This is a genomic window from Thermostichus sp. OS-CIW-26, from assembly GCF_054058395.1.
On record NZ_JBSSAG010000017.1, the window covers coordinates 28,426 to 40,883 of the forward strand.

Annotated in this window: 14 protein-coding genes, 1 pseudogene and 1 other annotated feature; of the genes and pseudogenes, 5 read left to right on the top strand and 10 right to left on the bottom strand. The window is 57.6% G+C overall.

Annotation, left to right across the window (positions count from 1 at the left end):
- Positions 1-36 precede the first annotated feature (36 nt).
- Positions 37-196, bottom strand: a sequence feature (ribosomal protein L10 leader region).
- Positions 197-275: 79 nt separating this feature from the next.
- The 8 genes from rplA to ACVW0C_RS08540 form a co-directional block, all read right to left on the bottom strand.
- Positions 276-986: a 50S ribosomal protein L1 gene (rplA, locus tag ACVW0C_RS08505; RefSeq protein ID WP_011432850.1), complete on the bottom strand. Its 711-nt coding sequence runs from the start codon at positions 984-986 to the stop codon at positions 276-278.
- Between the two features lie 106 nt (positions 987-1,092).
- Positions 1,093-1,518: a 50S ribosomal protein L11 gene (gene rplK, locus ACVW0C_RS08510; protein ID WP_011432849.1), complete on the bottom strand. Its 426-nt coding sequence runs from the start codon at positions 1,516-1,518 to the stop codon at positions 1,093-1,095.
- Between the two features lie 9 nt (positions 1,519-1,527).
- Complete coding sequence (gene nusG, locus ACVW0C_RS08515; RefSeq protein ID WP_011432848.1) at positions 1,528-2,193, bottom strand: transcription termination/antitermination protein NusG; 666 nt, start codon at positions 2,191-2,193, stop codon at positions 1,528-1,530.
- Positions 2,194-2,255: 62 nt separating this feature from the next.
- Positions 2,256-2,528: a preprotein translocase subunit SecE gene (secE, locus tag ACVW0C_RS08520; RefSeq protein ID WP_414329112.1), complete on the bottom strand. Its 273-nt coding sequence runs from the start codon at positions 2,526-2,528 to the stop codon at positions 2,256-2,258.
- A 103-nt stretch (positions 2,529-2,631) separates the two neighbouring features.
- Entirely contained in the window at positions 2,632-3,009 is a 378-nt protein-coding gene (locus tag ACVW0C_RS08525; protein ID WP_457384913.1) for a hypothetical protein, read from the bottom strand.
- A gap of 1 nt (position 3,010) precedes the next feature.
- Complete coding sequence (gene trmD / locus ACVW0C_RS08530; protein ID WP_457384914.1) at positions 3,011-3,766, bottom strand: tRNA (guanosine(37)-N1)-methyltransferase TrmD; 756 nt, start codon at positions 3,764-3,766, stop codon at positions 3,011-3,013.
- 5 nt (positions 3,767-3,771) lie between these two features.
- Positions 3,772-4,170 carry a hypothetical protein gene (locus ACVW0C_RS08535; protein WP_414355814.1) on the bottom strand — a complete coding sequence of 133 codons (399 nt, stop codon included), beginning with the start codon at positions 4,168-4,170 and terminating at the stop codon, positions 3,772-3,774.
- 150 nt (positions 4,171-4,320) lie between these two features.
- Positions 4,321-4,515, bottom strand: coding sequence for a hypothetical protein (locus ACVW0C_RS08540; RefSeq protein ID WP_414329471.1), 195 nt, complete (start codon positions 4,513-4,515; stop codon positions 4,321-4,323).
- 142 nt (positions 4,516-4,657) lie between these two features.
- On the opposite strand from ACVW0C_RS08540, the gene ACVW0C_RS08545 reads away from it, so the two are divergent.
- The 5 genes and pseudogenes from ACVW0C_RS08545 to ACVW0C_RS08565 all read left to right on the top strand — a co-directional run.
- The gene (locus ACVW0C_RS08545; RefSeq protein ID WP_457384915.1) at positions 4,658-5,800 is read left to right on the top strand and encodes a 5-(carboxyamino)imidazole ribonucleotide synthase; all 1,143 of its coding nucleotides are present in this window, start codon (positions 4,658-4,660) and stop codon (positions 5,798-5,800) included.
- Complete coding sequence (locus tag ACVW0C_RS08550) at positions 5,797-6,246, top strand: hypothetical protein (RefSeq protein ID WP_457384916.1); 450 nt, start codon at positions 5,797-5,799, stop codon at positions 6,244-6,246. The genes ACVW0C_RS08545 and ACVW0C_RS08550 overlap by 4 nt, the downstream gene beginning before the upstream one ends.
- Before the next feature lie 6 nt (positions 6,247-6,252).
- Positions 6,253-6,786: a ribosomal protein S18-alanine N-acetyltransferase gene (rimI, locus tag ACVW0C_RS08555; RefSeq protein WP_457384917.1), complete on the top strand. Its 534-nt coding sequence runs from the start codon at positions 6,253-6,255 to the stop codon at positions 6,784-6,786.
- Between the two features lie 559 nt (positions 6,787-7,345).
- A complete protein-coding gene (locus tag ACVW0C_RS08560) occupies positions 7,346-8,932 on the top strand; it encodes a mechanosensitive ion channel (RefSeq protein WP_457384918.1) in 1,587 nt (528 codons plus the stop codon).
- Between the two features lie 2 nt (positions 8,933-8,934).
- Positions 8,935-9,537, top strand: a pseudogene (locus ACVW0C_RS08565) (zinc ribbon domain-containing protein); the annotation flags it as partial.
- Between the two features lie 93 nt (positions 9,538-9,630).
- Here ACVW0C_RS08565 and cydB read toward each other — a convergent pair.
- Entirely contained in the window at positions 9,631-10,680 is a 1,050-nt protein-coding gene (gene cydB, locus ACVW0C_RS08570) for a cytochrome d ubiquinol oxidase subunit II (protein WP_011432837.1), read from the bottom strand.
- A gap of 193 nt (positions 10,681-10,873) precedes the next feature.
- Positions 10,874-12,307, bottom strand: coding sequence for a cytochrome ubiquinol oxidase subunit I (locus tag ACVW0C_RS08575; RefSeq protein WP_457384919.1), 1,434 nt, complete (start codon positions 12,305-12,307; stop codon positions 10,874-10,876).
- Positions 12,308-12,458: the final 151 nt, after the last annotated feature.

The window sequence follows — 12,458 nt, forward strand, 5'->3', positions numbered from 1 at the left end:
ATGGTCACCCAGGGTTAACGGGTGGTGAATCTGGGTTCTGCCAAACAGAATGCGTCCCAGCCGTGGCCGAGACGCATGGAGATAAGCGCACCATCAAAAGCGATCCAAGAAGGGATCCCTTTGAACTTCGCTCAAACCTCGGCAGGACATTAAGCCCGCGGGCACCTGCTGTCTTCGGCTTGCTATTCGACTGGGGAAAGATGTTCTGCCGGGATCCTCCTCCAAATTACACTCACTCAAACCCTTTTCAACCCATCGCAGCGCCGAAGCCAGGCTTAGGTCGCCAACTTCAGCTCCCGCAGGGCATTGATATCAACCTCAATCGAGGGGCCCATTGTAGCAGAAACATGTAGGGTTCGCCAATACTTGCCCTTGGCTCCAGAGGGACGGTTGCGATCGATGGACTCCTGCACTGCCTTTAGGTTCTCCAGCAGAGCTTCGACGGGGAACTTGCACTTGCCGAAGATCAAATGCACAATGCCGGTGCGATCCGCCCGGTACTCCAGCTTGCCGGCCTTGAACTCCTTAATCGCTTGGGCCAGATCCATGGTCACCGTTCCCCCCTTGGGAGAAGGCATGAGGCCGCGCGGCCCCAACAGCCGCCCCAGCTTGGCCACTTGGGGCATCACATCGGGGGTGGCGATCAGAAGGTCAAAATCCATCATGCCCTTGCTGATTTCCTCGATCAGGTCTTCATATCCAACCCGATCCGCCCCTGCATTTTGGGCCTCCACCACTTTCTCGCCGCGGGCAATCACCGCCACCCGGATCTCTTGGCCGGTGCCCCTGGGCAAGACTACAGTGGTGCGCAGTTGTTGGTCGGCGTACTTGGGGTCGATCCCCAGGCGGATGTGAACCTCTGCCGCCTCTTCAAATTTGGCGGTGGCCGTCTCTTTCATCAGGGCCAAAGCCGCTTCGGGAGCATAGGCAATGGGCTTCACCTTCTCCCGCAAAGCCTGCATACGTTTGGAAAGCTTTCGAGCCATCGTTTCTCCTCGGGGTACTGGCGAGAACTTCTCTCCCCCACAGTGGTTTGCTAGAACAACTTTTTCAAGACCGTGAACACCTCAGACCGGGCAAGGGATCCCTCCATCAATCCACCACCGTCACCCCCATGCTGCGAGCAGTTCCGGCAATAATTTTCATGGCCGCCTCCACATCGTGGGCATTCAAATCCGGCAGCTTCTGCTCGGCGATCTGGCGCAGTTGAGCCCGCGTCAGGGATCCCACCTTGGTTTTGTGGGGCTCGCTGGAGCCGGACTCAATGCCCAGAGCCTTCTTGATCAACACCGAAGCCGGCGGCGTCTTGAGGACGAAGGTAAAGCTGCGATCCTCGAAGATGGAGATTTCAACAGGCACCACCATCCCGGCCTGATCCGCCGTCTTGGCGTTGTACTCCTTACAAAAGGCCATGATGTTGACCCCGTGTTGACCCAAGGCTGGGCCAATGGGGGGAGCGGGGGTGGCCTTGCCCGCCTGAATGGCCAACTTGACCACGGCCACCAACTTCTTAGCCATGAAACGCGGTTACACCTCTTTTCGCACTTGACCAAACTCTAATTCTACCGGGGTATCGCGCCCGAAAATCGAGATCAACGCCTTGAGCTTGCCCCGTTCTGGGCTGACCTCCACCACCTCGCCGTAGAAACCCTGGAAGGGGCCGGATAGCACCTCGATGCGATCCCCAGGGGCCATGTCGATTTTGAGGGGCACTTCCTCCACCTCGACGCTGCTGAAGATGCGCTGGACTTCGCTTTGGCTGAGGGGACGCGGTGTAACATGCCCCCGACCGCGACCGTAGGCCCGCTTTTCTTCGGTGCCAACAAAGTTGATCACATTGGGGGTTGTTTTCACCACCATCCAAGTGTCGTCGTTCATGTCCATGCGCACCAGGACATAGCCGGGAAAAATCTTCTCCTCTTGCTCCTGGCGCTTGCCGGATCGATCCAGCTTGAAGCCCGTCCGCTTCGGGATCACCACCTCGACAATTTGATCCGCCACATCCAAAGCAGCCGCCCGTTGCATCAGGGTGCTCTTCACTTTGTTCTCGCAGCCTGAGGCCACCTGCACGGCGTACCAGCGCAGGTTGCGACGCTCTTGACCTTCCCCCTCGTCTGGTTCCGGGATCGCGTCTGCAGGCTCAAAGTGCTCCACACGGCCCCCACGACGTTTTCGCTGCTGCTCTGGCCTCATCACCTCACATCCTCCCTGTAGCCATCCTTGAACATGACTCTCTTGCCCCTCAGGACAGAACATCACAAGAACAGCTGAGTGGCTACCCAAGCAAACACTTGATCGACCAGGTAGATGAAGGAAGCAAAAGCCAACACAATCAGTAAGACCCCTACCGACTCGCCGATCAATTGCCGGCGGCTCGGCCAAACAATCTTGCTTAATTCTGTGCGGGTCTCTTGAATAAAACCCAGGATCCCTTTGGGTGCGGTGGAACTGTCTTTGGAGTGGCCCCGGCTGGCGGGATCCAAACGCTGCTCCGTATCGGTTTTGCTGGAGGGGGTGCTCTTAACCACGGCGGTGTTCTCCTAATGGATCCCGAAAACGGCGTACCGCATTTCAGCAGGCACGGGATCGGCTTTGCGATCCTAACAGATTTACCGGGAATGGGATCCAACCTTAGGGAGTGGGGGTGGGCTCAGGTGCCAAGGAACCGGGAGAAAGCGGGAGGGAGCGGCGGCGGGATTGGTTAAATTGCTCCACAGCAGCATCAACGCTGGCCTTGCCGTCCCAGCGGGAAGCAGCATTCTGGCGGGAGAGGAAGTCGGCAGCCCGGAAGAGATCGTTGACGTTGATGCTGGTGCCATCCAACAGAGGGGGATTGCTGTCGCGGCGAATGGCATCGTTGACACTTCCGCTTTGGGCCAGGGCCACCCCAGAACCGCTCAGAACCGAGCTCAAAGCCATCCCCACCAGAAGCAGCACTGGGGGCGAGGGGATCCCACGCCAGCAGACGGGCGATCGATTCAGGAGACGGTTGAGAAGCTTGCCGAGCATTTTATTTCTCCGCTTCGTTTACACGAGGGTGCTGCTCCGCCAGCCCCTCTACCAACAACTGCTGCTCTTCGGCGGTCAAGGGGCGCTTGGCCAACAGGTCTGGCCGCCTTTGCCAGGTTCGAACCAGCTGCTGCTGCAGACGCCAACGGGCAATGGCTTGATGGTCGCCTGAGAGGAGTACCGGCGGCACCTTGTACCCCTGAAACTCTGGCGGGCGGGTGTATTGAGGATAGTCCAGCAGCCCCGCCTCGAAGCTTTCCCTCTTTAACGAGTCTACCTTGCCCACAGTGCCCGGCAAGAGCCGCACCACGCCGTTGATCAGGGCCAGCGCCGGAATTTCCCCCCCGGTCAGGACAAAATCCCCCAGCGACACCTCGCGGGTGGCCAGGTATTGGCGGATGCGTTCGTCAAAGCCCTCGTACTGGCCACACAGCAGGATCAGCTGCGCTTTCTGGGACAGCTCCTGCAGCAGCGCCTGGTTCAGCGGTTGCCCCTGGGGCGTCAGCAGAATGATCTCGCAGGGATCCAACCGGGGCAGGGAGGCAACGGCAGCAAAGAAGGGCTCCGGCTTGAGCACCATGCCCACCCCACCCCCGTAGGGCTCATCATCGACACGGCGGTGCTTATCGGTGGCGAAGTCGCGTGGATTGGTGCAGTGGACTTCGGCGATCCCCTGCTGTAGGGCTTTGCCCACCAGCCCAATGCGCAGCGGCGTTTCAAAAAATTCGGGGAAAAGGGTAAGGATATCGAACCGCACAGGACTCAGGACGAGGTGCGCAACCGCTCCAAGTCTAGGCGCAAGGACTCAATCTGATGGATCAGCTCCATCAACTCAGCCATCTCTTCTCTGGAGATAGCCGGCTTGTTGGGGGAGGAAGCTGGTGTCGGGGGAGCATTCTCGACAGGCGCTTCAGAGTCAGGACTTGCCGAGGGGGCGTTGGCGGCTGGATCCCTGAGACTCTCAACGTAACGAACTGCCTCCTGCTCGATCAACTCTCCCTTTTGCTCCAGCTCTGCCGCCAGTTGGCCCAAGTCCATCGAGAGGCGGTTGAGGTTTTCGGTGCGCTTTTCCGGGTCTTGCAGGATTTCCACCAGAGCAGTGGCTGTGCCGTAAAAAATGTGGCGAGCCCGCGTGAACCAATCTGAAGAGCGAGAACTCATGGCAGCAGAAAGAGGTGGGTTGTGGATTATTCTAGGCGATCCACCCGACGGGATGAGCCCAAGGATACAAGCAGAATACCCGGCGTTCGAGGACAGACTGGAGTCTAGTTCTCCAAAGTCTTGAGGGCAATCTCAACCTGAAGACAGGGTTTAATCGACGGCGCGGATCTCGCCGCTGTTCAGGCGCTCCACAATCGATTCCAGCAGTTCGTGCTCTTCTGGGGAAATTTCTTGATCGGCCATGACGGCACTGAGAATCTGCTGTTGCTCGGCGCGAGTCAAGACTTTGTCCGCCAAAGCCCGGTTGATTAGAGCTCTCAGCTCAGAGGGTTGAGAGGGTTCCACCGTTTTTCTCCTAGCGCTGGAGGGCAAGGGGTCCCATAATGGGGTTCTGGATCCAAGAAGCAATGGACAGCGGCCCACCACCCAGTATAACGGTACGGCTGTGGAAACCCAGGTATCCTCAAAAGACCAGAGATCCCAACCTGTGGGGGTGATTGGCGGCGGGCAGTTGGCGCAGATGTTGGCCTTGGCAGCTCGCCAGATGGGGATCCCGCTGGTGGTGCAGGCTGCTGCTCCCACCGATCCGGCGGTGGCAGTGGCCGATGGGGTGGTTTGGGGATCCACAGCCGACAGCCAGGCCACGGCCCAGTTGTTGGAGCGCTGCCCGGTGGTTACTTTTGAAAACGAGTTTATCCCTCTGCCGGAGCTGAAAAAACTGGATCCGGAGGGATCCCGCTTTCGTCCCAGCCTCAGCACGCTAGAGCCGCTGCTGGACAAGTTGCACCAACGGCAGTTCCTGGCGCGGTTGGGGTTGCCGGTGCCGACTTTTTTTCCGCTGGAGGCGGTGTTGGATTCGGCAGACCTGGCCGGGTTGGGCTTTCCGGTGGTGCTCAAGCGACGGCGACAGGGCTACGATGGGCAGGGCACCTGCATCTTGCGCGACCGAGTGGCTTTGCAGCAGGCCCTTAGCCAATCTGAGGGGATCCCGCTATTGCTGGAGGAATGGATCCCGTTCGAGCGGGAGCTGGCGGTGATGGTAGCGCGGGGGCTGAAGGGAGAGATCCGGGTTTATCCGGTGGTGGAAACTGTGCAGATTGAGCAAATCTGCCGCCATGTCCTGGTGCCTGCCCGCATCCCCCCAACCACCGAGGCCGAGATCCGGCGCTTGGCAGCCGATCTGATGGAAAAATTGGGTGCAGTTGGCGTGTTTGGCATCGAGCTGTTCTGGGTGCCGCCCCCCCATCCCAAGGCCGGGATCTGGATCAACGAAATCTCGCCGCGGGTCCACAATTCCGGCCACTACACCCTGGAAGCCTGCCACACCTCACAATTCGAGCAACACCTGCGGGCCATCCTCGGCCTGCCTTTGGGGGATCCCTCCCTCAAGTGTGCGGGGGCAGTGATGGTCAATCTCTTGGGCTATGAGCATGCCACCGGCGATTACCCAGAAAAGCGGCAGCGCCTGGCCCAGCTCCCCAATGCCACGGTGCATTGGTACCACAAAACCCCTGCCCGCCCAGGGCGAAAACTGGGCCATGTAACCGTCTGTCTGCCGACTGCTCCCTCTCCTTTCGAAGCAGCAGCCCTTGTCCGCACCCTCGAATCCCTCTGGTACCCCCAGCCATGAGCCAAGTGTCGGATCCCTCCTTCTCCCCAGACATTCAAGCCCTGATCCAGGCCATGCAACGGCGGGATGTGCCCGCGGTAGCTCAGCAGGTGAACGGCTTGTCCCCTCAAGAGCGCCCTGCTGTGTTGACCCCTGCCCTCCAATACCTGGCCGAGGTGGATCCCGCCAGCGCCCAGTGGTTTGTTCGCCACCTCATGGCCCCTGCGGTCAAAGCGCAACTGCGAGAAGGGATCCTCAAAGCCGCCCAAGACTACCTACAGGAAGCCGGCTTCACCGAAGGGATCGACTACGAATTCAAGCCTGTTCGCGAAAGCGGTGCAGAGCACCATCCCCAATCGGGGGGCAACATCTTGAGCATCAGCCGCAGAGCCTTGCCCTACGCGGCTCCCGATGACGATCCCTTGGGGCAGTTGTTGTTGGCGGAATTCTGCGAATTGCGGGACTAGGCCACTATGAGCAGTACGAGTTATCGGCTGCAGCTGTTGGACATCACCGCCCTGCCCCAACTGCTGGAGCTGGATCGGCGGTGCTATGGGGGATACTGGGGAGAACAGGGATATCGAGCGGAGCTGGAACGACCCACAAGCACGGTGATTGGGGTAGTGGCGGAACCCGTTGCCGTTGGTGCCCCGTGTGGCTCGGGCCGAGCCGAGTTCCCCCTTCCCTCTCCAGGCCCCACCTCGCCGACGCAGACGACAAAAGAGCTGGTGGGCTTCGGCATTCTCTGGCGTATTGAAGAAGAAGCACATATCATCTCCTTGGCGGTGGATCCCGAGTACCGACGACAGGGCTTGGGCCGGCGGATTCTGGAAGAACTGCTGAACCAAGCGAGAGCAGCAGGCTGCCGCTGGGCTACTCTGGAGGTAAAGGCTTCCAATCAAGCGGCAATCCGCCTGTACGAATCGGCAGGGTTTCAACGGCTGGGACGTCGCAAGGGGTATTACAACGGAGAAGATGCGCTGGTGTACTGGAAGAAACCGATTTAGAAAAGCGTCAATTGTATATAAATTGAAGGGCTGTGAACGTTTTTCGGGATACACCTCAAGCCAGACAACAAGCAAGCCAATGGGCTAAGAATATCAAGGCTGCGGGCGATACAATGCAATACAACACATTGACCGGGTGCCGATTGCGTATTTGATTCTTTTATAGATCATCAAAGTGCTCTCGTTTTGTGGATGCAAACTGCTCGACACAGCTCCTTCCGGCAACATTGGCTCTAGCCAATGCAGGCGCATCTACCGTGCAACGGAGACGCTGACTTGATCACGGAGCTCCTGCTCGGTGGGGAAAAGCTATAGCCTGCGATATCAACACCTTGAATTCGATCCTTGCCGTTTGGTGGCCGATCAGAGCTTCAACTTACGGCTGGAGTCCTTGGGCTAATAAGATGTAAAGTTTTATTTCGAGATCCAACATTTCTGCTTCAATATATATTTTTCATATCGTATCCCCCCTCTGGCCAGCTTGCCTGAAAAAACACTTCAGGCTAACCTACACTTGTTATCTGTCCATCCTGAGCATTTTCAAGCTGTGAGGATCATTATGGACATCTCTGGAAACACCATTGGAGATGAGGCCATCTCTTTTGTCGTCAGTCTTTGGTCTAGGCTTATCGATTTTATGCCCAATCTCCTTGCGGCGATTGCCATCTTAATTCTGGGTTGGATAGTGGCCACGGCGGTAGCCTTCGGCGTTAGAGGACTGCTCAAAAGGACGCAACTGGACAATCGCTTGGCTGCTTGGGTTTTGGGCCAAAAGCCCGGCGAGAAGCTGCCCCAAACGGAGCGCTGGGTGGCCGCTGCCGTCTACTGGGTGATTCTTGCTTTTGTGTTGGTGGCGGTACTGAATGCCCTGCAGCTTCAAGCTGTCTCCGATCCGCTCAACAGGTTTTTGGGGGAAATCTTCGTTTATCTGCCAAGGGTGGGTGGGGCGCTGGTGCTGCTGGCTGTGGGCTGGGCGGTGGCTACAGTTGCCCGGCTGGCGGTCATCCAGGGGCTGCGGCGTTTCAACCTCGATGAGCAGTTGGCCCGGCCTCTACAGCAGGAAAGCGCTGCCGGTGAGGCAGGTGCAGAAGGAACCCCAACCGACCAAGAGGGAGGTACAGAGGTCACCCCTTTCCTGCTGAATGAAACTTTGGGCAATGCCCTTTACTGGCTGATTCTGCTGTTCTTTTTGCCGATCATCCTGGATACCCTGAACCTGCAGGGGCCGCTGCAGCCGGTGCAAAACCTGCTGGATCAGTTGCTGTCGATGGTGCCGCGGATTTTGGGGGCGCTGATCATCGGTGTGGTGGGCTGGTTTTTGGCCCGCATCGTGCGTGGGATCGTCTCCAATTTGTTGGTGGCAGCAGGGGCAAATCGGTTGGGGGCACGCTTTGGCGTTCCCCAGTTGGCCCAGATCGTCGGGACGGTGGTGTATGTCTTGGTGTTGATCCCGGCGGTGATTGCGGCGCTGAATGCCTTGGAAATTCGGGCCATCTCCGATCCGGCGGTGGCGATGCTGGAGCAGGTGTTGCGGGCCATTCCCATGATCGCGGGATCCGCTTTGATCCTGGCCGTCTTTTACTTGCTGGGGCAATTTTTGGCCAGCTTGGTAACCCAGTTGCTGCAGGCGGTGGGTTTTGACCGTCTGGTCGCGGGGCTGGGCTTGCCCCTACCTGCTGCTCCTGAGCCTGAAGGGGATCCCGCTGCCAAACGTCGCACTCCCTCCGAGATCGCCGGCTTGGTGGTCTGGGTAGGCGTGGTCTTGTTTGGGGCGGTGCCGGCAGTGGAGTTGCTGCAGTTTGCCGCCCTAACCGACATTGTGCAGGGGCTGTTGCTGATTTCCGGTCGGGTGCTCATCGGCGCCCTGGTGTTTGGGATCGGTCTTTATTTGGCCAATTTGGCCCACTCTATGATCAAGAGCTTGGGTAGCCCTTCCTCAGGGGTACTGGCCCGGGCGGCGCGGGTGGCTATCTTGGTTTTTGTTGGCGCCATGGCCCTGCAGCAGATGGGCGTGGCCACCGACATTGTGGTGTTGGCTTTTGGTCTGGTTCTGGGGGCGATTGCCGTGGCGGTGGCGTTGGCTTTTGGGTTGGGAGGTCGCGATGTAGCTGCCGAGCAGATCCGGCAATGGCTCAAGAGAGAGTGAGAGCGGGCTTCGTAGATATCGCCAAGGGAGACTTTGGTAGAATCACTCGGCTGTGCTACCACCTAGACGATCTGCAATCTAGGCTGAGCAGAGCACCGAGACTCAAGCGTAGGCGAATGCGGCAAGCGGCGTTTCGTCTGCGGGAGAGAATCAGGAACTTGGTGGACGAGTGCCATCGCAAGGTAGCGGCGTTCCTAACGGATAACTACCGATTGATATTCCTCCCCACTTTCGAGTCAGCCAAGATGGTTGCCAAGGCAGGGAGGAAGTTTGGTAGCAAGACGGCAAGGGCGATGCTCACCTGGGCGCACTACCGGTTCAAGCAGTTCCTGAAGTTTCAAGCCAAGAAGAAAAACGTGGTCGTCGTGGAAGTATCGGAAGCGTACACCAGCAAAACCTGTACTAAGTGCGGGCACATCCACACTAAGTTAGGTGGCGCAAAGGTGTTCACATGCCCCAAGTGCAACCACAGGCTACCACGAGATTGGCAAGGCGCTCTGGGTGTTATGCTCAGAGCTTTGCGGGATACCGCCTTTCTGTTCGGAAACGGACAGAATGCTATCGCTTCACCGTTGAGCAGTAATGCTCAGCAGTGTTCGGCGTAAATGTATCAGCCTTTCTCTGTAGACGTTCGATTGCACCTAAAAAATTGCCCCGCCCATCACCGGGCGGGGTTATTGCTGCATCCTCAGGCCAGCTTAAACTGCCTCTGGAACTTTGGCCTCTTCCGCCGCCACTTCCTGCACCACGATCTTGCCCCGGAACACCACGTAGTTGTAGATGTTGTAGGACAAGATAACCGGGATCAGAAAGCCAATAAAGGTGAGCATAAACACCAGCGAGCTGGGGGAGGCTGCCGCTTCGTAGATGGTGACGCTGGGGGGGATGATGTTGGGGAAGACCATGAACCCCAAGCCGATAAAAGAAAGCGCAAAGATCAAAAAAGTGTAAACCAAAACGCTATTTTCTTCCCGCCGGCGCAGGCTGCGCAGCAACAACGCCACCAACAAAAGTCCCAGAACTGGGATGGCAGCAAAGATGTAGAAAAGAGGGGGCGAGAAAAGCTGAGCACGCGCCTGCTCGGACATGATAGGAGTGCTGATGGTGATAAACACTGCCCCCAGTAAAGTTGTCCAGGTGGCGATGGTTGCCGTCTTGTAGTAGGTTTCCTGAAGCTCGCCGGTGGTCTTAACGATTAGGTAGGCTGAGCCGATTAACACATAGCCCTGGATCAAAGTAAGAGCCACCAACAGCGTGCGCCAGGTCAGCCAATCCCAGGGGCTGCCGGCAAAGTGGCCGGCTTCGTCCACGCGGATCCCTTCGAAGACGCTGCCCAAGGCAAATCCCTGGCCCAAGGCTGCCAAAAAGCTGCCCACTCCAAAGGCCAGGTTCCACACCAACTTGTTGTCGGCGTTTTCCCGAAACTCGAAGGAAACGGCCCGCAAGATCAGGCCCACCACCATGATCACCAAGGGTATGTAGAGGGCATTGAGAATGGTGGCGTAGGCGAGAGGAAAAGATCCAAATAGGGATCCCCCCATCAACACCAGCCACGTCTCGTTGGCATCCCAAACATTGCCCAAGCTGGTCATGAGAATGCTGCGCCGCGTCTCGCTGGAGGCCGTCAGGGAGAGGATACCAACTCCCAGATCAAACCCGTCCAGCAGAACGTAGAGAAATAGGAATAGGCCCAGGATAAAAAACCAAACCTGGGGCAGAAACCGCTGTAAAGGCTCAAAAGATTCCATCGCTGTTCCCTCTGCTTTGAGTATTTCTGACCAGTGCGAGACAGTTCCCGATGGCGATCCCCAGTCCCTCTCCCTCTAGGGAAGGGAAGTTGGGAGTTGACGTAGCGAAGGGTTTCACTGCTGTGGGGAATGGGCCTGCTACGTTGCCCTGTTGCTACTTGGAGTCACCAGTTAGATGGCTACCAAACTGCTGCTACCGAGCTTCTGCAGGACGGCGATCCGGTTCGTGGCGGGCAGGCTCGACCACGATCACCGGCTGCGTTGCCGGGACAGGGGCGGGCAACTCCAGGTTTGGCCCTTCGCGGATGATGCGGCTGCCAAAGTAAAGGGCGGCCACGAAAAACACGGTGTACAAGATGGTCAAGCCGATCAAGGAGAACAACACTTCTCCTGCCGGCAGCGGTGAAACCGATTCCACCGTGCGCAGTTGTCCATACACAATCCAGGGCTGCCGACCCACACAGCGGACGATCCAACCAGTTTCAACGGCGATGTATCCCAGGGGTGCTGCGAAGATCCAAGCTCTCATCAGCCATTTCTGCTGAGAAAGGGCCTCCACTGAGAGCTTGCCCCTCAGCCATTGGACAAGGGTAACTCCGACAAGCCCGGCCAGAAAAAGACCAATGGCCACCATCGTTCTGAAGGAGTAGTAGATCAGGCCGACCATGTGGGGACGATTTTGGGGATCCCAGCTTTTGAGCCCTTGAATGGGTCGATCCAGCCTGGGTTTGAACTCCAGCAGATAGCCCAGCGCGCCAGGGATCTTCACCTCCCACTCGTTGCGCTCTTCGCGGTCGTTGGGCACAGCCAACAGGCTCCAGTCTGCCCGCTCGCCGGCAGGGATCGTCTCCCACTGGGCCTCCATGGCCGCCAGCTTGGCCGGCTGATAGCGATAGACTTGCTCCGCGCTCAGATGGCCGACGAACACCTGCAAAGGGGCGACCACCAGGGTCATTGCCAAGACCACTTTGAGGGAGCGGGAGAAGAACTCGCTGTGCCGCCGCTTGAGAATGTACCAGGCACTGATGCCACCGATAACAAACAAAGAGGTTTCCAAGGTGGCAAAAAACATGTGCAGAAAGCTGTTGACCATGAAGGGGTTGACAATAGCTTGCAGGTAGTCCCGCACCACAAATTTCCCATCGACGAACACGCCACCTGCCGGCGTCTGCAGCCAAGAGTTGGCCGTCAGGATCCAAAAGGTGGATAGGTTGGCACCAAAAGCTACCAGGATCGTCGAGATCCAGTGAATCACCGGCGGGACGCGCTCCCAGCCGAACAGCATGATCCCCAGAAAGCTGGCCTCCAGCATAAAGGCCATCGTGCCCTCAAAGCCCAGGATGGTGCCGAAAAAATCTCCCACTGCTTCGGAGAAGGGCGCCCAGTTCATGCCAAACTGAAAAGCCATTGGCAAGCCTGAGGCCACGCCAATACCGAAGTTCAACACATAGAGTTTTGACCAGAAACGGGCGTGACGGTAGTAATCTAGGTTGCGGGTTTTTAGCCAAAGTCCCTCAATAACAACAAGGTAAATGGCCATCCCCGTTGTTAAAACCGGCCACAACATGTGAAAAATGGCCGTGAGGGCAAACTGTAGACGAGAAAGGGCAACGGTATCCAGAAACATGATTTGTACCAAGTTTAGATGAATTGACCCATACAGCTTTTTCCGACAACATCTGCTGCAATTGATACAGCTACATCTCTTGCATGAAAAACATCTTGCTGACTGGCAGACATCAGATGAGGCCGGGAAAGCCGCGCTTTGTGGTTCCTTC

What these genes read in the sequence shown, in the direction of transcription:
- ACVW0C_RS08575 (WP_457384919.1), bottom strand. Translation starts at nt 12,307, where the DNA reads ATGTTTCTGGATACCGTTGCCCTTTCTCGTCTACAGTTTGCCCTCACG.
- cydB (WP_011432837.1), bottom strand. Translation starts at nt 10,680, where the DNA reads ATGGAATCTTTTGAGCCTTTACAGCGGTTTCTGCCCCAGGTTTGGTTT.
- rplK (WP_011432849.1), bottom strand. Translation starts at nt 1,518, where the DNA reads ATGGCTAAGAAGTTGGTGGCCGTGGTCAAGTTGGCCATTCAGGCGGGC.
- rplA (WP_011432850.1), bottom strand. Translation starts at nt 986, where the DNA reads ATGGCTCGAAAGCTTTCCAAACGTATGCAGGCTTTGCGGGAGAAGGTG.
- ACVW0C_RS08550 (WP_457384916.1), top strand. Translation starts at nt 5,797, where the DNA reads ATGAGCCAAGTGTCGGATCCCTCCTTCTCCCCAGACATTCAAGCCCTG.
- rimI (WP_457384917.1), top strand. Translation starts at nt 6,253, where the DNA reads ATGAGCAGTACGAGTTATCGGCTGCAGCTGTTGGACATCACCGCCCTG.
- ACVW0C_RS08525 (WP_457384913.1), bottom strand. Translation starts at nt 3,009, where the DNA reads ATGCTCGGCAAGCTTCTCAACCGTCTCCTGAATCGATCGCCCGTCTGC.
- ACVW0C_RS08560 (WP_457384918.1), top strand. Translation starts at nt 7,346, where the DNA reads ATGGACATCTCTGGAAACACCATTGGAGATGAGGCCATCTCTTTTGTC.
- ACVW0C_RS08535 (WP_414355814.1), bottom strand. Translation starts at nt 4,170, where the DNA reads ATGAGTTCTCGCTCTTCAGATTGGTTCACGCGGGCTCGCCACATTTTT.
- nusG (WP_011432848.1), bottom strand. Translation starts at nt 2,193, where the DNA reads ATGAGGCCAGAGCAGCAGCGAAAACGTCGTGGGGGCCGTGTGGAGCAC.